General features: G+C 64.8%; 17 protein-coding genes and 1 tRNA gene. 3 read left to right on the top strand and 15 right to left on the bottom strand.

Annotated elements, in window-relative coordinates; genetic code table 11:
* Positions 1–214: 214 nt before the first annotated feature.
* The 9 genes from HZF03_RS16470 to tuf all read right to left on the bottom strand — a co-directional run bounded on the left by HZF03_RS16470 (position 215) and on the right by tuf (position 10,562).
* Complete coding sequence (locus tag HZF03_RS16470) at positions 215–1,063, bottom strand: energy transducer TonB (protein ID WP_119019713.1); 849 nt, start codon at positions 1,061–1,063, stop codon at positions 215–217.
* Positions 1,060–1,509: a biopolymer transporter ExbD gene (locus HZF03_RS16475; RefSeq protein ID WP_119019720.1), complete on the bottom strand. Its 450-nt coding sequence runs from the start codon at positions 1,507–1,509 to the stop codon at positions 1,060–1,062. The genes HZF03_RS16470 and HZF03_RS16475 overlap by 4 nt, the downstream gene beginning before the upstream one ends.
* A 14-nt stretch (positions 1,510–1,523) precedes the next feature.
* Positions 1,524–2,459, bottom strand: coding sequence for a tonB-system energizer ExbB (gene exbB, locus HZF03_RS16480; protein ID WP_119019714.1), 936 nt, complete (start codon positions 2,457–2,459; stop codon positions 1,524–1,526).
* A complete protein-coding gene (locus tag HZF03_RS16485; protein ID WP_119019715.1) occupies positions 2,456–3,139 on the bottom strand; it encodes a biliverdin-producing heme oxygenase in 684 nt (227 codons plus the stop codon). Before HZF03_RS16485 ends, exbB begins: the two co-directional genes overlap by 4 nt.
* A 104-nt stretch (positions 3,140–3,243) precedes the next feature.
* Complete coding sequence (locus tag HZF03_RS16490) at positions 3,244–6,750, bottom strand: TonB-dependent receptor domain-containing protein (RefSeq protein WP_234832327.1); 3,507 nt, start codon at positions 6,748–6,750, stop codon at positions 3,244–3,246.
* A gap of 129 nt (positions 6,751–6,879) precedes the next feature.
* The gene (locus HZF03_RS16495) at positions 6,880–7,845 is read right to left on the bottom strand and encodes a FecR family protein (protein ID WP_119019717.1); all 966 of its coding nucleotides are present in this window, start codon (positions 7,843–7,845) and stop codon (positions 6,880–6,882) included.
* A 142-nt stretch (positions 7,846–7,987) separates the two neighbouring features.
* Positions 7,988–8,563, bottom strand: coding sequence for an RNA polymerase sigma factor (locus HZF03_RS16500; protein WP_165858171.1), 576 nt, complete (start codon positions 8,561–8,563; stop codon positions 7,988–7,990).
* Between the two features lie 307 nt (positions 8,564–8,870).
* A tRNA-Trp gene (locus HZF03_RS16505) sits at positions 8,871–8,946 on the bottom strand.
* Between the two features lie 425 nt (positions 8,947–9,371).
* Positions 9,372–10,562 carry an elongation factor Tu gene (tuf, locus tag HZF03_RS16510; protein ID WP_011158796.1) on the bottom strand — a complete coding sequence of 397 codons (1,191 nt, stop codon included), beginning with the start codon at positions 10,560–10,562 and terminating at the stop codon, positions 9,372–9,374.
* A 185-nt stretch (positions 10,563–10,747) separates the two neighbouring features.
* On the opposite strand from tuf, the gene HZF03_RS16515 reads away from it, so the two are divergent.
* A complete protein-coding gene (locus tag HZF03_RS16515; RefSeq protein ID WP_119019773.1) occupies positions 10,748–11,971 on the top strand; it encodes a serine hydrolase domain-containing protein in 1,224 nt (407 codons plus the stop codon).
* A gap of 122 nt (positions 11,972–12,093) precedes the next feature.
* On the opposite strand, the gene HZF03_RS16520 is transcribed toward HZF03_RS16515, so the two are convergent.
* Complete coding sequence (locus HZF03_RS16520) at positions 12,094–12,861, bottom strand: SDR family NAD(P)-dependent oxidoreductase (protein ID WP_119019774.1); 768 nt, start codon at positions 12,859–12,861, stop codon at positions 12,094–12,096.
* Positions 12,862–13,044: 183 nt separating this feature from the next.
* Positions 13,045–13,800 carry a histidine phosphatase family protein gene (locus HZF03_RS16525; protein ID WP_119019775.1) on the bottom strand — a complete coding sequence of 252 codons (756 nt, stop codon included), beginning with the start codon at positions 13,798–13,800 and terminating at the stop codon, positions 13,045–13,047.
* 156 nt (positions 13,801–13,956) lie between these two features.
* On the opposite strand from HZF03_RS16525, the gene HZF03_RS16530 reads away from it, so the two are divergent.
* Positions 13,957–14,742 carry an SDR family NAD(P)-dependent oxidoreductase gene (locus tag HZF03_RS16530; protein WP_047308228.1) on the top strand — a complete coding sequence of 262 codons (786 nt, stop codon included), beginning with the start codon at positions 13,957–13,959 and terminating at the stop codon, positions 14,740–14,742.
* A 347-nt stretch (positions 14,743–15,089) separates the two neighbouring features.
* On the opposite strand, the gene HZF03_RS16535 is transcribed toward HZF03_RS16530, so the two are convergent.
* Both HZF03_RS16535 and HZF03_RS16540 read right to left on the bottom strand, forming a co-directional pair.
* A complete protein-coding gene (locus HZF03_RS16535; RefSeq protein ID WP_119019776.1) occupies positions 15,090–16,148 on the bottom strand; it encodes a phosphotransferase family protein in 1,059 nt (352 codons plus the stop codon).
* A 151-nt stretch (positions 16,149–16,299) separates the two neighbouring features.
* A complete protein-coding gene (locus HZF03_RS16540; RefSeq protein ID WP_011158831.1) occupies positions 16,300–17,532 on the bottom strand; it encodes an acyl-CoA dehydrogenase family protein in 1,233 nt (410 codons plus the stop codon).
* Between the two features lie 243 nt (positions 17,533–17,775).
* On the opposite strand from HZF03_RS16540, the gene HZF03_RS16545 reads away from it, so the two are divergent.
* Positions 17,776–18,438 carry a TetR/AcrR family transcriptional regulator gene (locus tag HZF03_RS16545; RefSeq protein WP_119019777.1) on the top strand — a complete coding sequence of 221 codons (663 nt, stop codon included), beginning with the start codon at positions 17,776–17,778 and terminating at the stop codon, positions 18,436–18,438.
* Between the two features lie 29 nt (positions 18,439–18,467).
* On the opposite strand, the gene HZF03_RS16550 is transcribed toward HZF03_RS16545, so the two are convergent.
* Both HZF03_RS16550 and HZF03_RS16555 read right to left on the bottom strand, forming a co-directional pair.
* Positions 18,468–20,129: an NRAMP family divalent metal transporter gene (locus tag HZF03_RS16550; RefSeq protein ID WP_119019778.1), complete on the bottom strand. Its 1,662-nt coding sequence runs from the start codon at positions 20,127–20,129 to the stop codon at positions 18,468–18,470.
* A 209-nt stretch (positions 20,130–20,338) separates the two neighbouring features.
* Positions 20,339–20,605 (bottom strand): hypothetical protein, encoded by a 267-nt coding sequence (locus tag HZF03_RS16555; protein WP_119019779.1) that lies wholly within the window; start codon positions 20,603–20,605, stop codon positions 20,339–20,341.
* Between the last annotated feature and the right edge of the window lie 100 nt (positions 20,606–20,705).

Consider the following 20,705-nt stretch of genomic DNA (forward strand, 5'->3'; position numbering starts at 1 on the left):
AATCAAAGCCGCGCCGGAAATCCGTCGAAGCGGGCCGGCAGCGAGTGAGGCCTTGTATGGCCAGATCGCCGAAACGTCAAGCTGCGAACGGCTGTCGCGCACCCCGCCGACTGGCTCCCACCTCCCCTTCAGGTATCCCAAAAGCCGTAATATTCCAATCTCCTACACGGACCGGACTGCCGTCGTCAGCCTTGCGACAGCATGGCCCGAGAGCCTAGTCCGAGACAAATCCAACCGGCACCGTCAGGCTCCGGCTCGCACCGGGCGGCGGCGGCGGAACCGGAGATGCGCGCTGCACCAGCGCGAGCGCCTCCCGGTCGATCTCGGCGAAGCCCGACGACCGCACCAATCTCACCGACCGCACATTGCCGGACTGATCGATCGCAAAGTGCACATAGGCGATCCGGCGCCTCCCCTGGTCAGCGGCCGCCGACACCGAGCGCTTGCTACGCTGCAGATGCGCCATCAGTCGTGACCGCCAATCCGCCGGGGACTGCGAAGCCCCACCGAACGCGGTCTGAGCAGCCGCTATCCGATCCGACTGCCTCGCCTCGAGCTGCGCCTGCCGCATTGCCTGGGAATTGGCCGCAGCCCGCTGCGGGCGTGAGCGCTGCTTCTTCTTCGGCGTCGGCTTTGGCTCCGGGGGAGTCACCGCCCGCGGAGGTTCGGGACGCGGAAGTGGCACCTCCGCAGTCTCCACGACCGGCGGCTTGTCCTCCGTCTTGGTCTGCTCGGCCGGCGCTGTTTCATTCGGCTCGACCGGCGGCTCGGCGAGCTGCGGCGGCGACTCCTGCCGTTGCTCTGCTTGCGGCCGGCTGTCATCGGCCGATTTCTGGTCCGGTGAGATATCGGTTCTCGCCGTGACGATCGCTTCGGGCACCGCCGCCATGTCCACCATGATGGCGGCCGGTGCCGAGTCCTCCGCGGGGACCACCGGATCGGGCAGCAGCATCCAGGCCACGGCGCCGGCATGTGCCCCCATCATCAGCAGCGCCGCCACCGACCAACCGAACATTTCGAGAGCTTTGGTCCGGCGACTGATCGAGCTGTTGAAGTCGGTCACGGCACGGACGCGGGCGCAGGTAGCACGGCCACTTGCTCGAGACCGACCAGCGTAACTTTGAGATAGCCGGCGCCGCACAGCAGATTCACCACCTCCATCAGACTTCCATAATCGACCCTGCTGTCCGCGCTAACGAAGACACGGGTTTTCTTGTCGCCGCCGGCCTTGCGATCGATGATCGCCCGTAGATCCTCGCGGGCGACCGAGCTGTCGTCGATACGTAGCGTGTGGTCACTGTTCAGAGTGACATAGAGTGGCTTGCCGACTCGCGGCGTCGATTTCGCTGTCCACGCCAGCAAACCGAGATCAACATGAGCCGTCGCGAGTGGCGCCGCGACCATGAAGATGATGAGGAGCACTAGAATTACGTCAATGAACGGGGGCACCTTGGTCCTACGATCGTCATCGAACTGGCCGCCGCCATACTCTCTCACGCTGTCTGCCATGTACTTCTCCACTCTTACTCTGCTGCCAACATCGACGAAGATGTCCGGTGCTCGCCCGGGACTTTGCGGAAATCCAAATCGAGGCTGATCAGCCGCTCCACGCCGGCCGCAGCATCGGCCAAGACCTGGCGATAACCGGAGATAGCGCGTGCGAAGACGTTGTAGATGATGACGGCCGGGATCGCGGCGACCAGGCCGAACGCCGTCGCCAGCAGCGCTTCGGCGATGCCCGGCGCCACCACGGCGAGGTTGGTGGTGTGACTCTGCGAGATCCCGATGAAGGCGTTCATGATGCCCCACACCGTGCCGAACAGGCCGACGAAGGGCGACACCGCGCCGACGGTCGCAAGCAATCCGGTGCCGCGCATCAGCCTGCGCCCGGCCTGCGCCTCGATGCGCGCCAGACGAGACACCACGCGCTCCTTCAGGCCAGCTTCGCCGGAATAGGCCAGCACCGGCAACGAGCGATGCAGCTCGTCGCTCGCCGACCGCACCATGAACACGGCAGGGCCGCCTCGTTTGCTGAGGCGATGCACTGCCTCGTCGAGATCGCGCGATCGATCGACGATGAGAAATGCGCGCTTCGCCCTGGCGTTAGCGCACGCCACCTCGACGGCTTTGGCCACACATATCGTCCAGCTCAGAAACGAGGCGAGCAGCAGCGCGATCATCACGGCCTTCACCACCCAATCGGCCGCGATGAACATGCCGATCGGCGACAGATCGTGCGGCAGATCGGAGTGGCGATCCGATTTCGGCATGATCCGCGCCACCGATCCGCCGCCCTCGCCAGCCAGACCTGCAGCGGGCGATGCTGCCGGAGTCTCCGGGGACGTCACGCTCATCGGCGCCGAGCCGGGCTGCTGTGCCGCAGCGTCCGGCGCACACGCGAGCAATGCGCCGATCAGCGCAAGTGACGCCCATATCGATATTAGACGGGCTGCCGTCATCCCTCACCTTCCTTCACGTCGGGATGAAACCTCGTTGGATCGCCATCATCCGCTTCAAGGCTTCCGGCGGATTCCGCGGCGACGACCAACAACTCGTTCACCAGCTTGTGCACGCGCTGATACGCGGCGCGCGCGCCGGCGATCGCGCGCTCTTCCTCCATCGCCGACAGCGGCGCTGCATCGAGGGCCGCAGTGAACGTCTTCCAATGGAGGCCGCGCCCCTCCGGAGCGGCGACGAGATGCCTGGCACCGAACGTCTCCGACAAACCGAGGCTACCGGCCTGCTTCAGCAGAAACGCAGCACCGAGGTTGGAGCCTTCGGCCACATAAAGCCAACCCAGCGCCGTCGAGACGTCGATCGGCTGCTCGCCGATCGAGACGGGCGTCGCGCGCGAATTCTCGGGCGCAACGCCGAGATCACGAAGGTCCAACTCGATCAGTTCGAGCCGCCGTCGTTCCAACAGAGCCGGTAGCAATTCGCCCAGCGCGGCGCTGCGATAGAACGCGTCGACGTCCTGGTGAAAGCGATGCTGGACAAGGAGAAACGACGCATATCGCTCGCGGCTCGAAAACGGCCTCCGCGCCATGATCCCACTGTCCAGCCGTTCGTGCGTCGCCTGCGTCGCGGCCTTCAGCCGCCTCGAGCGACTGAGGACCAGTGCGCTATCCGTTACTGTCATTCAGACTCCTCCAACCTGCAGGATACGGCCACCCCGCCTTGCTTCTCGTGAACCGCACCACTGCAACGTTCATCGCTGCTGCGTCGCTGCGGTTCCTGCCGATGTCAAAACCGATAGTTGACTCCGACGCGGACCATGGGGATATCCACGTTGCTGCTGAGCTTGCGGCCGTTGCTCGTCGCGTAGGTCGCCGGCGTCACGAAATTGCCCGGCAGTACGCCTGCTCTGGCGTCGGCGAAGGTGAAGTCCTCGCCGGCGAACCGGGCTAGCAGATACTCAGCCTTGATCGACCACGCACCGCCCACAGCGAATTCGCCGCCGCCGCCGATCACATATCCAACTCGGATACGAGAACTGTCCTCGGTGAAAGCCGCCACGGTCGTCGTCGGCCACGAGAAGTTTCCGGAATTGACGGCACGGTACTGCGTCCGGGACTCGTCTTGCCTCATGAAAGCAACACCGCCGCTGGCAAACAGCATCAGCCTGTCGTTGACGGCGAAGCCGAGCCGTCCGCGCACGGTAGAGAGCCATTTGATCTCGCTCTGCTGCACGGCTTCGAACTGTCGCATCCTGCCCAGGTTGTTCGCGCAGTTGCAGGCGACGCCTTCGGACGCGAAAGTCACCTGCGACGCACCGATCTCAGTCTTGGCGACATCGGCCTCGATGCCGACGATGAACCGGTTCGCGAACTGATAGTCGTAGCCTGCGTGCAAGCCGAACGAGAGCGCGCCGACCTGCTGATTGGGCGCTTCGTTCGCCGCGTGACCGTCGGCCGACGCGGTCATCGCGGTCATCGTCCCACCGAATTTCGCGGAGTTGTAGGCTGTGTTGACGCCGGCATGGAAACCGCTCCAGTTCGCAACCGCTGCGCTCGGCGCGAACAGGCGCGTCAGAGATCCGGGTGTGACCGTCTCGCTGCCACCGAACTTCCCGCTCATACCGAGGCGGAACGTGCGCCCCGGCCCCGGCTGCTGAACCAGACTGAGCGGGTCGACGTAATACTGATCCGTCAAGTTCTCGACGGTCGCACGCAGCGCAATATCCTTGGTGAGCTTATACTCGGCGAACACATCGACCAGCCAATACGGCTGCCAGATAATCGGCGCGATGATGGCAGCCGCACCATACTGCACCGCCCCGTATCCGATCGAGCGCGGCCCGACATAACTCGCACGACCACCGACCGTCAGATCATCGTCGAGCAGCTTCTGCGATAAAGTGATGTTCGCCGAGTATTTCGGAGGCACCTGATTGGCCGAATAGTCGCCGGACAGAGTCGAATTGGCACAATTGGCCGCAGTCGGACAATATTCGACGTTGAGATAGTAATTCGCTGCGACCTCTGCGGTGAATCCGCCGCTCTGATAGCGGCCAGACCATTCGAGTCCTTCGAAGCGCGCACGATCGATATTGACGACCTGAAGGGCCGAGTAGGTGTAGCCGTAGGTCGGATCCACAAACGACTTGCTCATCCGGGCGACGTAGTTCGACACATTCCAGTTGAAGTAGCCGAACTTCATCATCGCCTTGTCGGCGGGCGCGAACACCCCCTCTCTGAAGAGGTTCACCCCAGCCTCCCAATTGTTGGAACGCTCGGGAAGCAGACCAGCGTTGGGGATCAGACTGTAGCCGGCAACCGATTCGAACAGGGTCGGCATGCGCAGGGCGCTGGAGTAGTTGACGTAGAACTGTGCGTCCTTGATCGGCTCGACCACGATTCCGGCGGACGGACTGTATCCGCCGGTGTCACGCGACGGCTGCGGATTCACCTGTGAGGCGTTGGTGATCGTGCTCCGATCCTGGGACCAGTAATGCGAATACCGGAGACCGCCGTTCAGCGTGAGCCAATCGACCGGCTTGTACGCGACTTTGCCGAAACCGGCGACCTCCTGCCTGGCGCCTTCACGGGACGGGATGCCGGCATTGAGCTCGTTCGTAAACGGCGTCGGCCTGGTCGCTTCCTGGACATATGACGCACCGTAATCGAAATCGAGCGAACCGAAGCGCTCCAATGACAGATGGGACCTGTTGCTGAGGTCGCCGCCGCCCATCGTGGTTTGATTGCCCGGCAGGTAGTTGTACGGGAGACCGAAGTCTTCAGGCTTGACGTTGGTCGCGATGCTCGTCCGGGGCGGCGTCAGCAACGTCAGATTGGTCATCCACATGTTGGCTTTGAGGTCGACGAGACCGTTGTCCTCCGGCTTCCAACGATAGCGGACGGTGCCGGTGTCGACCTTGGTCACGTCCTCCTGGACCTGTTGCACGGCCTGGTTTTGGGCGCTTGAGAACAAAGACGCGATGACGTCGCCAGCCTTGCTGCGATAGCCGTTGTATCCAACCTGTAGACTCTGGCCGTCGTCGGATCGCACGGTGCCCTTGGCGAGATAGGATTCGGTCTCGAGCTGAGTGTTCAGAACCTGCTCGCCAGCGCGATAACTGGTCAGACCGGTGTTTTGGTAGACATGCGCATACGAAATCGGGCTCGGCGGGTAATAGCAGAAGCCGCTCGAATAGCAGAGCGGCTGCGGCCCGGTGTCGAGTACGCCCGCGCCGGGCCCGTTCCTTCCGGCGAAATAGTTGCCCTGCTTCCGGTACGCATAGCCCCACAGCAGATCGTAATTCGCCTCCTTGATCGCCGCGACAGTGCTGAACGAGCCACTGGTCGGAGTGAGCAGTCCGGGGCGGTCGAGGCCGGAAGCCTGCGCCGTCGGCACCGGATAGGGCTGCGGATCGCTGACATAGGGCCGCGGCCAGGTATAACCACCGAGATCGCCCGGCCGCGGGTTGGCGGTGTTGGTGCCGAAGCTGCTCTTGACCAGCACGCCCCATTTTTCACCGGCCTTCACGACATCGTCGGCGCCGACCGTGCGCATCGCCACCGTGCCGGCGATGCCCCGCGACGAGACGTCCGCGCCCTTGGTGATGTCGACGCCGGCCAGAAGATCAGGATCGACGTAGGTCCGGTTCGAGATGCCCTGATAGCCCTGATAGACCGTCAGCCCGTTCTCAGCGCCATCAACCGTGACGGCGACACGGCCCATGCCCTGCATGCCCCGGATATTGACGTCGATCGAACCGCCGCCGTTCCTGGCTTCGCCCGACATCACACCCGGCGTACCGCGGAAGATGTCGGCCGGGCTGCTGCCCCGAAAGCGCTCGATGCTCTCCTGCGTAATCTGGGTCACGGGCGCGGGCGTGCGGTACGGCACCTCGGCCGGAGTTCCGCGACCACCCGAGATGTCGATCGTATCGAGCATCAGAGATCCATCGGATGCCGGCATCTGGTTCATGCTGGCGCTGACCGGACCGACGATCGTGACGGTGCCTCCACGCTTGATCCGATAGGAGAGCCCTGACCCAACCAGAAGCCGGTCGAGCGCAGCAGACGGTGTCAGCGCGCCGCGGACCGCCGGTGCGGACTTTCCCGCCACCAGAGCTTGATCGACGAAGATCTGGAGCCGCGACTGACGGGAGAATGCGATCAGTGCGCTCCCGAGCGGCTGAGCCTGGATGTCGAGCTCGCGAGAACCGGCGCCTGCGCGTGATGGTTGCGGAGCTTGTGCGTAGGATTGTTCGACCGTCGCGGCCGTCGACAAGAACGTCGCCGCCATCAACAGAACGGCCAGTCGCCCGTTAGAGCATACGCACTTTGTATCCAAACTCATCCCGAAGGCCCCCATCGTCGAGCGGCCGCGTGTAGCGACCTGCTGCGATGAAGACGGCGGAGTTGGACAAAGTAGTTACTCGACTACCGCGTCTTTTTGCGATTCTGGGCTTGGAATCATTACAGTCAGAAGGCCGGCGGCACGATAGATCCGCAGCGATAGCGATTGAGCGATGGTGTCGAGCGCCGCGTCCACGTCGTCGGTGTCGAACACCGCCGTGACGTGCCGCTTGCCGAGTGCACCGCCGAACAGCACGATCGGGCCGCGCCGATACCGGCCGAGGTCGGCCAGCACATCATCCAAGGGCACGTCGCGGAAGATCAGTTGATTGTGCCGCCACGCCTGTACGGCATCAAGATCCGCCGCGGTGACACCAGATACGCCGCCGGTGCCGTAGCGAACCTCGTGGCCGGCTTCGACTTTCACCGGCGTCGCCGCTGGCGTTCCGACCTGAACCGTGTTGTGCGCCACGGCGACCGCAACGTCTTTTGCAATCTTGACGTCGAACGCGGTGCCCAGCACACGCACCTCGCCGCCTTCCGCCATAACAATGAATGGCCTTCCGGGATCCTTCGCCACCGTGAAGAATGCCTCTCCAGTCAGCAGCTTGATGCGCCGCTCGGTGTCGCCGAACGAGACATCGATCGCCGTCGAGGTCGCCATCTCGACCTGCGAACCATCCTGCAGCATGACCGTCTTGCGCTCGCCGACGCCGGTTCGATGGTCCGCGAACAGGCCAACCGGCAGCAACTGCCAACCGAAACCGGCCATCGCCAGCAGCAGCACGGCAGTCACCGCGATGCGCTTCGGCAGGTTCGATCGCTGCCGCCGAGGGCTGCGCGGCGCCGGACGCAGTCCGACGGCATCGAGGCCGCTCCACATCCGCTCGACCGAGCGCCAGGCAGCCTCGTGGGCCGGATCAACCGCCAGCCACGTTGCAAAGTCAGCACGGTCCTCCTCGGTGGCCTCGTCATCGCGAAGGACGACGAACCATTGAACCGCCTGCTCGTCTATGGACGATGGTCCGTCCAATCTGTCCATGCGGCCTCGTGTGACACGATCGTACATTGCGGAACAGCACCGTCATGCGGTGGGAGACGTCGCCGATGCGGGACGTAGCTAGGCACGGAAAACGTTCATGTGAAGCAAATACAGCGAAACCGCATCCGTCAGGGGGATGGCATCACCGGACCGACGAGCCGTCCGCACCGCCCCCCTCTGCCGAGAAGCTTGCCTTGAGGCAAAGCATCGCTCTCAACATGTGCGCCATCACGGTATTTTTCGAGATTCCGAGCCGGTCGGCGATGTCGGCGTAGCTCATTCCTTCGAACTTGTGGAGAATCAACACTTCGCGGGGGCGCGGCGGCAATGCGGCCAGTGCAGCGTGCAACGCTCGGAATTCCTGGTGGGAAATCAGCACCGCATCGGGCAGCGGCGACGGGTCGGCGATCGCTTCGTCGAGTTCGACCGCCGTTGCCAATATATTGCGGCGACGCCGGCGGGCCTCGTCGATCGCCAGATTGTCGGTGGTTCGAAACAGATAGCTGCGGAGGTCACGGACCTCTTCGCGCGGCGCACGCAACAGGCGTAGGAAAGCCTCCTGCACGATGTCGGCGGCAGCGCTCGCAGACAGTCCGCGGGCAATCAGAAACCGCTGAAGCCGCCGATGCTCATCGGCATAGAGATGCGCCAGACTCTCGGTCAAATCGGTCATCGAATGAACGCCACTCAACCTTTCGCCCCCCCGAGCGAACGCCATCTCCACCAATCCGGTTATCAGCCGCCCGATTTCGCCGCAAACCCAGCGAATTAGATTGGCTCTAGCCGAGCGTGTGAGAATTCCACCGCATGACATGCAGCGCGGCAAGGCCACGGCGGCGCGATGGCGCCGCCCCAAGGCTCCGCCGGTCAGCCGGCGCGCCGGACGCCGCGATCGTCCGATCTGCGACGCAGCCGGCCGGAACGGCCGGTCCCGATTCGGGCGCAAATCCGGCTGGACGGCAGACCGTGAGCCGCCCTCAAGTCGCCTGATGCCAGAATATTGGATACAGATTGAGCAGTTTAGCTGGCAGGAGTGGCAGGGCTCGAACCTGCGACCCCCGGTTTTGGAGACCGGTGCTCTACCAATTGAGCTACACTCCTACGTCGGCGTCGCCGCCGAACGGGCCGTTTGAAGCACAGGCGGTGCCCTGCTGGCAAGTGGGATACGCGGTTAGGCTTTGGTCTATTCGACAGGTTCCACAGGCACGGCGTCCGGACCGGTTCCGGACTTGCGATGCGATCGGGGCGCGAGCGCGCAATCCCGGTTGGCACCCGTCCCCGGCGCATTCTCGAACACACAGCGCCTCGGCGGCACGCCACACACCCGGTCGAGCTCGCGGAAGCCGACGCAGTGACCATCCGGCGCCCGATAGCCGGTGCCGCCTTTGCAGCCGCAGCCTTTGCACGGCGGCCGGTCCGGACAGGCCGCCTCGCCTGCCGCCGGCCACGCCCAAACGAAAAGAATAGCCGCGCATACGGCAAAGCGTACGCGCGGCTTCCTTAAGCTCATCACGTCGATCGAGTTGTTACTCGATGATCGCGGCGACGACGCCGGCGCCCACCGTGCGGCCGCCTTCGCGGATGGCGAAGCGCAGCTTTTCTTCCATCGCGATCGGCACGATCAGGTGCACTTCCATCGCGATGTTGTCGCCCGGCATCACCATCTCGGTGCCTTCCGGCAGGTGCACAACACCGGTCACGTCGGTGGTGCGGAAGTAGAACTGCGGACGGTAGTTGGTGAAGAACGGGGTGTGGCGGCCGCCCTCTTCCTTGGTCAGGATGTAGGCTTCGGCCTTAAACTTGGTGTGCGGCTTCACCGAACCCGGCTTGCACAGCACCTGGCCACGCTCGACGTCCTCACGCTTGGTGCCGCGCAGCAGCGCGCCGATGTTGTCGCCCGCCTGGCCCTGATCGAGCAGCTTGCGGAACATTTCGACGCCGGTGCAGGTGGTCTTCTGCGTGTCGCGGATGCCGACGATCTCGATTTCGTCGCCGACCTTCAGAATGCCGCGCTCGACACGGCCGGTCACCACGGTGCCGCGGCCCGAGATCGAGAACACGTCTTCCACCGGCATCAGGAACGGCTGGTCGATCGGACGCTCCGGCTGCGGGATGTAGGCGTCGACCTGGCGCATCAGCTCCAGGATCGCGTCGTGACCGAGCTTGGCGTCCGAGTTCTCCAGCGCCGCCAGCGCCGAACCCTTGACGATCGGAATGTCGTCGCCCGGGAAGTCGTACTTCGACAGCAGCTCGCGCACTTCCATCTCGACCAGCTCGAGCAGTTCCGGATCGTCGACCATGTCGCACTTGTTCAGGAACACCACCAGCGCCGGCACGCCGACCTGACGGGCCAGCAGGATGTGCTCGCGGGTCTGCGGCATCGGGCCGTCGGCCGCCGACACCACCAGGATCGCACCGTCCATCTGCGCCGCACCGGTGATCATGTTCTTCACGTAGTCGGCGTGGCCGGGGCAGTCGACGTGCGCGTAGTGACGGTTCTGCGTCTCGTACTCGACGTGCGCGGTCGAAATCGTGATGCCGCGCGCCTTCTCTTCCGGCGCCTTGTCGATCTGGTCATAGGCCGTGAACGTCGCACCGCCCGTCTCCGCCAGAACCTTGGTGATCGCCGCCGTCAGCGACGTCTTGCCGTGGTCGACGTGACCGATCGTCCCGATGTTGCAATGCGGCTTCGTACGTTCAAACTTTGCTTTGGCCATCGTTCTCCATCCTTGTCGGCGCCAGCCTGGAAGGCGGCGAAACCGCGGCTGGTTACTGCGGAAAAGCACCCTGTTCAAGCCGGATTTTATGGGTCAATCTGGCGCGGAACGCCCCCGCAGGCCCGGATGACACCCATGTGAACACCGGTGCCGGATCACAACAAAAACAGCAATCGGGAAACGCCATGACAGCGACCGCCGCCGCACCCTCCGCCCTCCCCCCGCAGACCCCGGCTTTGCCGGAAGCCAAGCCCGAGACCCTGGGGCTGTCGCCGCGCCGGCTGCAGGTGATGTCGGACGCCTTCAAGCGCGAGATCGACAAGGGCACCATCCCCGGCGTCACTGTGCTGGTGTCGCGCAAGGGCAAGATCGGCTGGTTCGAGGCGCTGGGGCGGCAGGCACCCGGTTCAGACGCGCCGATGCGCCGCGACAGCATCTTCCGGATCTTCTCGATGACCAAGCCAATCGTCTCGGTCGGCATCATGCAGCTGGTCGAGGACGGCCAGATGCTGCTCGACGATCCGCTCTCGAAATACATTCCCGAATTTGAGAATACCAACGTCGGCGTCGTGCACGGCGGCGAGCTCGAACTGGTGCCGCCGCAACGCCCGATCACCATCCAGGATCTGCTGCGCCACACCTCGGGTATCACCTACGACCACACCGGCGACGGTCCGATCCACAAGATGTACCGCGCCTCGCGAATCCGCAGCCGCAAGATCACCAACGAAGAGCACGCCACTTTGGTCGCCTCGATGCCGCTGGTGTGTCAGCCCGGCGCGGCGTGGAATTACAGCCGCTCGACCGACATTCTCGGCCGGGTGATCGAAGTGGTCGCCGGCAAGACCCTCGGCACGTTCCTGACCGAACGCATCCTGGCGCCGCTGCAGATGAGCGAGACCGGCTTCCACACCGCGGCCGACAACAAGGGCCGCCTCGCCGAGGCGTTCCCGGCCGATCCGTGGACCGGCGATCCGGTGGCGCTGTTCAATATGCTGGAAAAGCCGGCGATGGAATCCGGCGGCGGCGGCCTGGTCTCGACCACGATGGACTATGCGCGTTTCTGCCAGATGCTGCTCGGCGGCGGCACGCTGGATGGGGCGCGCATCATCGGCCGCAAGACGCTGGAGCTGATGGCGAGCAATCACCTTGAGCCGCACATCCCGCCGGACAACTACATCCTGCCGCCGGGCAACGGCTTCGGCCTCGGTTTCGCGGTCCGCACCCAGCCGGGAATCTCGCCCTTCCCCGGCTCGGTCGGCCAGTTCTACTGGAGCGGCATCGCCGGCACGTTCTTCTGGATCGACCCGGCCGAGCAGCTATTCGCGGTATTCATGTCGCAGGGACCGGGGCAGCGCGAATACTTCCGCACCCTGGTGCGCGACCTCGTGTACGCGGCGGTGGAGTAGTCGCCGTTCTCTCCGAGTCATTCCGGGGCGCGAGCGCAGCTCGCGAACCCGGAATCTCTTCTTTGCTTATAACTTCGGGACTCCGGGTTCGCGCTTCGCGCGCCCCGGAATGACCCGAGAGGTCAACTAATCGTCGCGCCGCCGTCGATGACGATGGTCTGACCGGTGGTGAAGGTGCCCGCCTTGGAGGCAAGGAAGATCGCGGCGCCGGCGATCTCGTCGGGCTCGCCGATCCGCTGCAGCGGCGAACGCGCGGTCGAGGCCTTCAGCGTCTCCGGGTTCTCCCACAGCGCCCGGGCGAAGTCGGTCTTGATCAAGCCCGGCGCGATGCAATTGACGCGAATGTTGTGCTCGCCGTACTCGCAGGCCAAATTGCGCGCAAGCTGCATGTCGGCGGCCTTGGAGATGCAGTAGGCGCCGATTACGGTCGAGCCCTTCAGGCCGCCGATCGAGGACACGATGGTGATCGAACCGTCCTTGCGCGCGATCATCTGCGGCACGACTTCGTTGATCAGCCAGTGGTTGGCGACGATGTTGTTGTCGAGGATCTTGCGGAACTGATCGTCGTTGATGCCGGCCTGCGGGCCATAATACGGGTTCGACGCGGCGTTGCAGACCAGGGCGTCGATCTTGCCGAAGGTCTGCGTCGCTTCCTGCGCCAGGCGCTTCAGATCGTCCTTGCTCGAGATGTTGGCGGCGAGCGCCAGCGCGGTCCCAGCTCCATAGGTGTCGTTGATCGACTTGGCAACCGCATCGCAGGCGTCCTGCTTGCGCGACGAGATAACCACTTTGGCGCCGTGCTCGGCCATCCGCTCGGCGATCGCCTTGCCGATGCCGCGCGACGAACCGGTGATGACGGCGACTTTACCGCTGAGGTCGAACAAGTTCATGTTTCTCTCCCGTTTTGATTATTGTGAGTGACGACTTATCCGTCATTGCGATCACCCGGATCGGCGCTTCGCGCCGTCCGAGCACAGGCTCCGCGAAGCCATCCAGATCCGTGCACTACGCTGGATTGCTTCGTCGCTTCGCTCCTCGCAATGACGGAAAAGCTTCGTTCGCAATGATGTCACCTAAGCCAGCTTGCTCGGCGTCGCCAATTCCGGGCCGGCCGGCTGATGCATCGCGGCGTGCGATGGGTCGGCGATCCACGGCTGCTGATTGACCATCGGAATCCGCCAGCCCTCGTGACCGTTGGAGGCCATATGGTCGAGCCGGGTGATCGAGCAATTGTCGATCGTGAAGGCGAGCCCCCGCTCCGGCTGATCGCGCAGCGCGACGCCAATCGCGGCCTTGATGGTACCGCCGTGCGCGACCGCAACGATGTCTTCGCCCGGATGCGCGGCGGTGATCCGCGCGATCGCGCGCCTGGTGCGCTCGTACAGATCCATGAAGCTCTCGCCGTTCGGCGCGCGCTCGTCGATCGGCGCGAACCAGAAGGTGTCGAGATTGACCGGCAGCTTGGCGAAGAACGCGGCACGGTTGGTGCCCTGCCAGTCGCCGAGATGCTGCTCGTTGAGATCGGCGTCCTGCGTGATGGTATCGGGTCGCGGGAAACCGGCGGCGAAAATCGCTTCCGCGGTCATGTGGGTGCGCTTCAGCTTGCTTGCGTACCACACCGCGTTCTGCGGCAGCACCCGGCTGACAGCATCGAACACCACACGATCGCTGCAATCGCAGTCGATGTCGATCTGGCCGTAGATGTTGCCGCCGTCGCTGCGCACCGGCGCATGCCGCACCCACCACCACCGCGTCGCGGTGACGCCGACCGGCACCGAATGTTGGGCGACGAACGGTTTGTCGTTGGAAGACGGCGGCACGTTCGTCATGCGAGAAAATCCTTTCAATCCGGTCACAAGTCGCTGTACGTCAGACCTCGCATCGCCTCAAGTCACTTGTGTGTCGAACGCGCGATGTCGATCGAACGATCGTCGTTCCAATTCCGTCAAACGGCAAACGCCGAAGCGATCAGCAGGGAGCAACGCATGGGCCGCCTCGAAGGCAAATCCATCATCATCACCGGCGCCGGTAGCGGCATCGGCCGCGCGGCATCGCTGCTGTTCACCAAGGAAGGCGCGCAACTGATTGCGGTCGATCGCACCGAAGGCGTGCAGGAGACGGTCGAGCAAGTGCGCAAGGCGGGCGGCACCGCCGAAGCGGTGATGGCCGATGCAGGCTCCGAGGACGACGTGAAGGGGTTCGTCGCCAAGGCGATCGCCGCTTACGGCAAGCTCGACGGCATCTGGGCCAATGCCGGTATCAGCGGCGGCTTGGTGCCGCTGCCCGAACAGACACCGGAGCATTGGCAGGAGATCCTGCGCGTCAACCTGATCGGTCCGTTCCTGGCGATCAAACACACCATGCCGCATCTGATCAAACAGGGGCACGGCGCGATCCTGTGCACCGCTTCGGTCGCGGGCCTGAAGAGCGGCGCGTCGGGGCATCCCTACGCAGCATCGAAAGCCGGCGTGATCAGCCTAGTGCAGACCACCGCCTACTCGCTGTCCGGCACCGGCGTGCGCATCAACGCGGTGTGCCCCGGCCTGATCGAGACCGGCATGACCAAGCCGGTGTTCGACGGCGCGCGCGCCCGCGGCACCGATCACAAGATCGGCCAGCTCAACCCGCTGAAGCGCGCCGGCCAGCCGCACGAACTCGCTACCATGGGGCTATTCCTGCTCAGCGACGAAGCGTCCTACGTCAACGGCCAGGCGTTCCCAGTCGACGGCGGCCTGACCGCGTCGATGCCGTATGCGGGCAAGCCGATCTGAGACGGGTTGATTAGCGGCGCAGACCGCTCCACACACGACCGTCATCCCCGCGCATGCGGGGATCCAGTATTCCAGGGCGTTCGTGATAACAATGACGCACTGGGATACTGGGTCGCCCGGACGAGCCGGGCGATGACGACCTTTTTGAAATCAAGATCGAAGTTTCGTCATTCCGGGGCGCGCGTGAAATGCGCGAGCCTGGAATCTCTTCTTGGCTGTCACTCGTTCTTATCAGCTCGGGATTCCGGGTCTGCACACCTTCGGCGTGCATCCTGGAATGACTTTGGTGAGAGCAACAAAAAGGCGCGATCCTTGCGGACCGCGCCTTTTTCAATCTCGAAACCCGCTTACTTCGCGCCGGCCTTCTGGGCGTATTCCCACGCCAGCTGCGCCATCGGCACGGTGCGAGCGGCAGACTCCTTGGCCTTGTCGGAGGCCGCGGTGCCGTCGCGGACGCGGCCGGCGATGCCCGCCAGAATGCCGGCGAGGCGGAAGGTGTTATAGGCCAGATACCAATTGAGGTTCGGCACGCCGGCGATGCCCGCGGCCTTGCAATAGATGTCGGCGGCCTGCTCCAGCGTCGGCAGATTCAGCGCCTTCAGATCGGCCTCGGCGAGGCCCGGCATTGCCCACTGCATCAACAGATAGGTGAAGTCGGCCATCGGATCGCCGAGCGTTGACAGCTCCCAGTCGAGCACCGCCTGCACCCGCGGCTCGGTGGCGTGGAAGATCATGTTGTCGAGCCGGTAGTCGCCGTGCACCACCGACACCCGCTCCTGCACCGGAACCGTGCTCGGCAGCCATTCCATCAGCCGCTCCATCTCCGGTATGGGCTCGGCCACCGACGCCTTGTACTGCTTGCTCCAGCGGTCGACTTGGCGGGCGAAGTAATTGCCCGGCTTGCCGAAGTCGCCGAGACCGATCTTCTCCGGCTCGTAGCTGTGGAGCTGCGCCAGCGTCTCGATCTTGGCCTTGAAGATCGCCCAGCGCGACTCCGGCGTCTGGGTCGGCAGGGTCGGATCCCAGAACACCCGGCCCTCTTCCATCGACATGACGTAGAACGACACGCCGATCACGGAATCGTCGGTGCACAGCGCATAGGCCTTGGCGACCGGGAAACCCTGCTTGCCGAGCGCGGCGATGACGCGGAATTCACGATCAACCGCGTGCGCCGACGGCAGCAGCTTGCCGAACGGCTTGCGCCGCATCACGTAGGAACGGTTCGGGGTAATGAGCTTATAGGTCGGGTTGGACTGCCCGCCCCTGAACTGCTGAACCTCGAGCGGGCCCTGATAGCCCTCGACATTCGCCTGCATCCATTCGGCGAGGCGGGCCTCGTCGACCCGATGCCGCTCCTCGACCGGCTTGGTGCCGGTGTAATCGTCGTCGTTTCGCTTCCCGACCAAGTGACGCTCCTTGTTCTTGTTCGCGCGTTACGCGCCGCGCGTTCCGACAATCCCAAAATAGTCATACCCGGGCTTGACCCGGGTATCCATCTTTTCAAGAGATGGATCGCCGGATCAAGTCCGGCGATGACCTTTTTATGCGGCCTACGTGTCAGTGCGCCGCGTTGGCGTACTTCTTCATCTCCAGGCGGGCGATGGCGCGGTTGTGCACCTCGTCCGGACCGTCCGCGAGCCGCAGCGTGCGGATGTTGGCGTAATCCTTGGCCAGACCCGCGTCGTCGGACACGCCGGCGCCGCCGAATGCCTGGATCGCTTCGTCGATGATGCGCTGCGCCATGCGCGGCGCCGCCACCTTGATCATCGCGATCTCGAGCTGCGCGGTCTTGTTGCCGACCTTATCCATCATGTCGGCGGCCTTGAGACACAGCAGACGGTTCATCTCGATGTCGATGCGGGCTTCGGCGATCCGCTGCTCCCACACCGAGAATTCGATGATCCGCTTGCCGAACGCGACGCGCGACTGCAGGCGCTTGACCATCTTCTCCAGCGCTTCTTCGGCCTTGCCGATGGTGCGCATGCAGTGATGGATGCGGCCGGGGCCGAGGCGGCCCTGGGCGATCTCGAAGCCGCGGCCTTCGCCGAGCAGGAGATTCGACGCCGGAACGCGGACGTTCTCCAGCTTGACCATGCCGTGACCATGCGGCGCGTCATCGAAGCCGAAAACCGGCAGCATCTTCTCGATGGTGATGCCGGGGGTGTCGAGCGGCACCAGGATCTGCGACTGCTGCTGATGGCGCGCGGCGTTCGGATCGGTCTTGCCCATCACGATCGCGATCTTGCAGCGCGGATCGCCGACGCCCGACGACCACCACTTGCGGCCGTTGATGACGTAGTGATCGCCGTCCTTTTCGATCCGGGTCTCGATGTTGGTCGCGTCCGACGACGCCACCGCCGGCTCGGTCATCAGGAACGCCGAACGGATCTCGCCGGCCATCAGCGGCCGCAGCCACTTCTGCTTCTGCTCCTTGGTGCCGTAACGGAACAGCACTTCCATGTTGCCGGTGTCCGGCGCCGAGCAGTTGAACACTTCGGAGGCCCAGGAGATGTGGCCCATCTGCTCCGACAGCAGCGCGTATTCGAGGTTGGAGAGACCCGCACCGTGGAATTCATCGTCGTCGTGCGAGGACGGCGGCAGGAACAGGTTCCAAAGACCTTCGGCCTTCGCCTTGGCCTTCAGCTCCTCGAGAACCGGGATCACCTTCCAGCGCTCGCCCTCGGCGTCCTGCTGCTTGTAGATCGGCACCGCGGGGCGGACGTGGTCGTTCATGAACTTGGTGACGCGGTCCAGCCATTCACGCTGGCGATCGGACATCGTGAAATCCATCAGGCGATCCTCACTGTTTTCCCAGACTGTTGTGACCGACGGGGTGGCGGCACTGTCGTCCTGCCGCACCGCGCCCGCAAGTCGGATTTCCGCCCCGCGCCTCCCGAAAGGCCGGAGGCCACGAACCGCGAAAACGAAGCTGCCGGCGCCTCGGCGCCCGACGGCGCATTGACTTCCGGCTATGAAACGATAGTTTCATACAGCTGTTTGAATTGCAAGAACGATGATTTCCCGCGGAGCGGCATGTCCACCGACACCACACGCAGTGCCATCCTGACCGCCGCCGAACGGCTGTATGCCGAACGCGGCTTCGGCGACGTGACGTTGCGCGACATCGTCGCCGCAGCGGGCGTCAACCTCGCCGCAGTGAACTATCACTTCGGCTCCAAGGACGAGCTGATCGCCGAGCTGTTCGTGACGCGGTCGATCGTCACCAACCGCGAGCGGCTCAACGAGCTGAAGGCCGCGGAAGCTGCCGGCGGCGGCCGCGCACCGATCGAAGCGGTGCTACGCGCGCTGGTCGGCCCGACCTTGCGCGGCTGCCTCGGCCCGGACAGCCAGCGCTCGGATGCCGCGCGCTTCATGATCCGCGCCGCGATTGAAACCATCCCGCCGATCCGCAAGATCAAGAATCGCGAGATCGATCACTTGCGCAAATTCGCCGCGGCGATGCGGCGCTCGCTGCCCGGCAAGCCGGACGCGGAGATCTATTGGGGCCTGCACTTCGCGCTGGCGATGGCGCAGCAGACCGTGCGCGACAGCGAGCGCCTGCTGCGGCTGTCGGAAGGCATCTGCGATCTCGACGATGTCGACGGCGTCATCGACCGCGTCGTGGCGGTCGCGTCGCTGGCGCTGAAGATGGGCACCGTCGGCACCAGCGAGGTTGCAGTGTCACGGCGGCGCTGAGCCGATCGGCGCAGCAACCGCCGGATGCATCACCGCGCGATCAGCTCGACGATGCGATACAGCACCAGCCCGGCCGCCAGAACCAGATAGCCGCGCAGCACCAGCAGCCAGGTGCGGCTGACCGCGCTGAGGCGCGCGGGCGGCAGCGTGGCGAGCGGCGGCATCCGCCACTCTTCCGGCGCGACGACCGATCGCGCGGAGGGCTCGGCGCGGACGCCCTGCCCGCGGCGTGCGATCAGCGCCACGGCACCGGACAGCAGCAGCGCGCCGACCACGCCTCCGCCCAGGATGCCGAGGATCGTCGTCTCGCCGACGCCGGGAAACAGCACCGACACTGTGAGGATCACCGACAGCAGCACCAGCACCGCGACGATTGCACCGGTGAACAGGTTGCCGGCGCGGCCGTTGACCCACGGCCCGAGCACGGCCTTGTCGTTACACAGCAGCAGCAAGAACACCGTCGCGCTCGGCAGCAGCACGCCGGCAAGCGTCTGCACCGCATTGGTGAGCAGGCCGAGCGGCATTCCCGGCGTCACGACCAGCGCCGCCGCGAACGCGATCAGCCCGGCATAGACCGCATAGAATCCCTTCGCCTCACTCGGCTTGCGGTGCAGCGAATGCGCGACCGCGAACACGTCGCCGATCGCGTAGGCGGTCGCCAGCGACACTGCGGCGGCGCCGATGATGCTGGCGTCGAGCAGCGCCAGCGCGAACAGGATCGCCGGCAGCCGACCGGCGGCCTGCTCCAGCCCATGCGCAGTGCCGAGCGCATCGGTGTAGGCGCCGAATTCCGGCCGACCCGCAAACGCCGCCGCCGAAAACCCGATCATCGCCACCGCACCGATGATCACCAGCGCGATGCCGACACACAGATCCCAGCGCTCATAGCGGATGAAGCGCGGCGTGATTCGCTTGTCGATCAAATAGCTCTGCTGGAAGAACAATTGCCACGGCGCGATCGTGGTGCCGACGATGGCGATGATCAGCAGCATCACCTCGCCGAGCGGCGCGCCGGCCGGCATCTTCGGCACGAAGAAATCATGCGCCAGTTGCGGCAGCGGCGGATGCACCATCACGGCAACCGGGATCAGCAGCAGGCTGCCGGCGACCAGCACCAGCGCGAACCGTTCGAACCTTCGGAAATCGCCAGTCGAGACCGCGAAGGTGATGATCACCGCGGCCGCGATCACGCCCCAGAATTGCGACAGGCCGAGATACTGCAGCGCCAGGCTGATGCCGATGAATTCGGTGACCAGCGTCAGCGCGTTGAGCAGGAACAGGTCGGCGACGCTGAACGCGCCCCAGAACTTGCCGAACCGCGCGAAGATCAGCCGCGCGTGGCCGACGCCGGTGACCGCGCCCAGCCGCACCACCATCTCCTGATTGACGTACAGCACCGGGATCAGCAGCAGCAGCGTCCACAGCAGCGTGGTGCCGTAGTTCTGGCCGGCCTGGGTGTAGGTGCCGAATGCGCCGGCGTCATTGTCGCCGACCATCACGATCAGGCCGGGCCCGGCGATCGCCAGCAGCGTTTGCAGCCGGGCCTTGAACGTTCGCCGCGGCGCGCGATCGTCGGCCGCGATGGTGCCGAGCGCGCCGCGGATCTCGCCGAGATGGGCGCTGTCCAGCACCGCGCTCGGTGGAACGGCGGCGCAGGCCGACGTCGCCTGCAAGGGGATGTGCTTGGTCATTTGACTCTCCTGGTCCGGCTTGCGCTCAGGGCCGGACGCGGAGAGCGGCGCTAAGCGCTCTCGCCTGCCCGGCGCCGATGCGGCGCGGCCACGTCTGATGCTGATTTCGAGATCGGCAGGCCCGCCGCACGCACGCGGGCGGCGGCGGGCAATCTGGGTTGATGGTCCATCGTGATGGCTCCTGCCCGGCGCGCAGCCGGGCGTTGGATTTACGCCGCGCGCGAGGGCGGCTGGTACACGCGGTCACCGGTGTCACCGCCTTCGGCGCCCGCCGCATCGTCCGACGGCACCACCGTCCAGCCGGCCATCAGCGTGCCGGCCGAGCTGATATGCCAACGCAGCGCCAGCGCCGGACGCTGCGTCCGGTGCGACGTGCTGCGGACGTTGTCGTTGGCGTGGACGCGGCGGCTCTCGGCCGAGCGCGCGGCGCGGCCGGTCCATGCCGGCCACCAAGCGGTTTTGAAGTTGATCGACATCACTCACCTCCACGGCCGCAGAACGCGGCGGGACGGTGAGATCAGGCGGCTAGCAGCGCACCTTGCTCACGCGGCCCGACACGGTCGCGGTCCGATGTGT

The sequence above is a fragment of the Rhodopseudomonas palustris genome (assembly GCF_013415845.1).
GTDB classification, from domain to species: domain Bacteria; phylum Pseudomonadota; class Alphaproteobacteria; order Rhizobiales; family Xanthobacteraceae; genus Rhodopseudomonas; species Rhodopseudomonas palustris_F.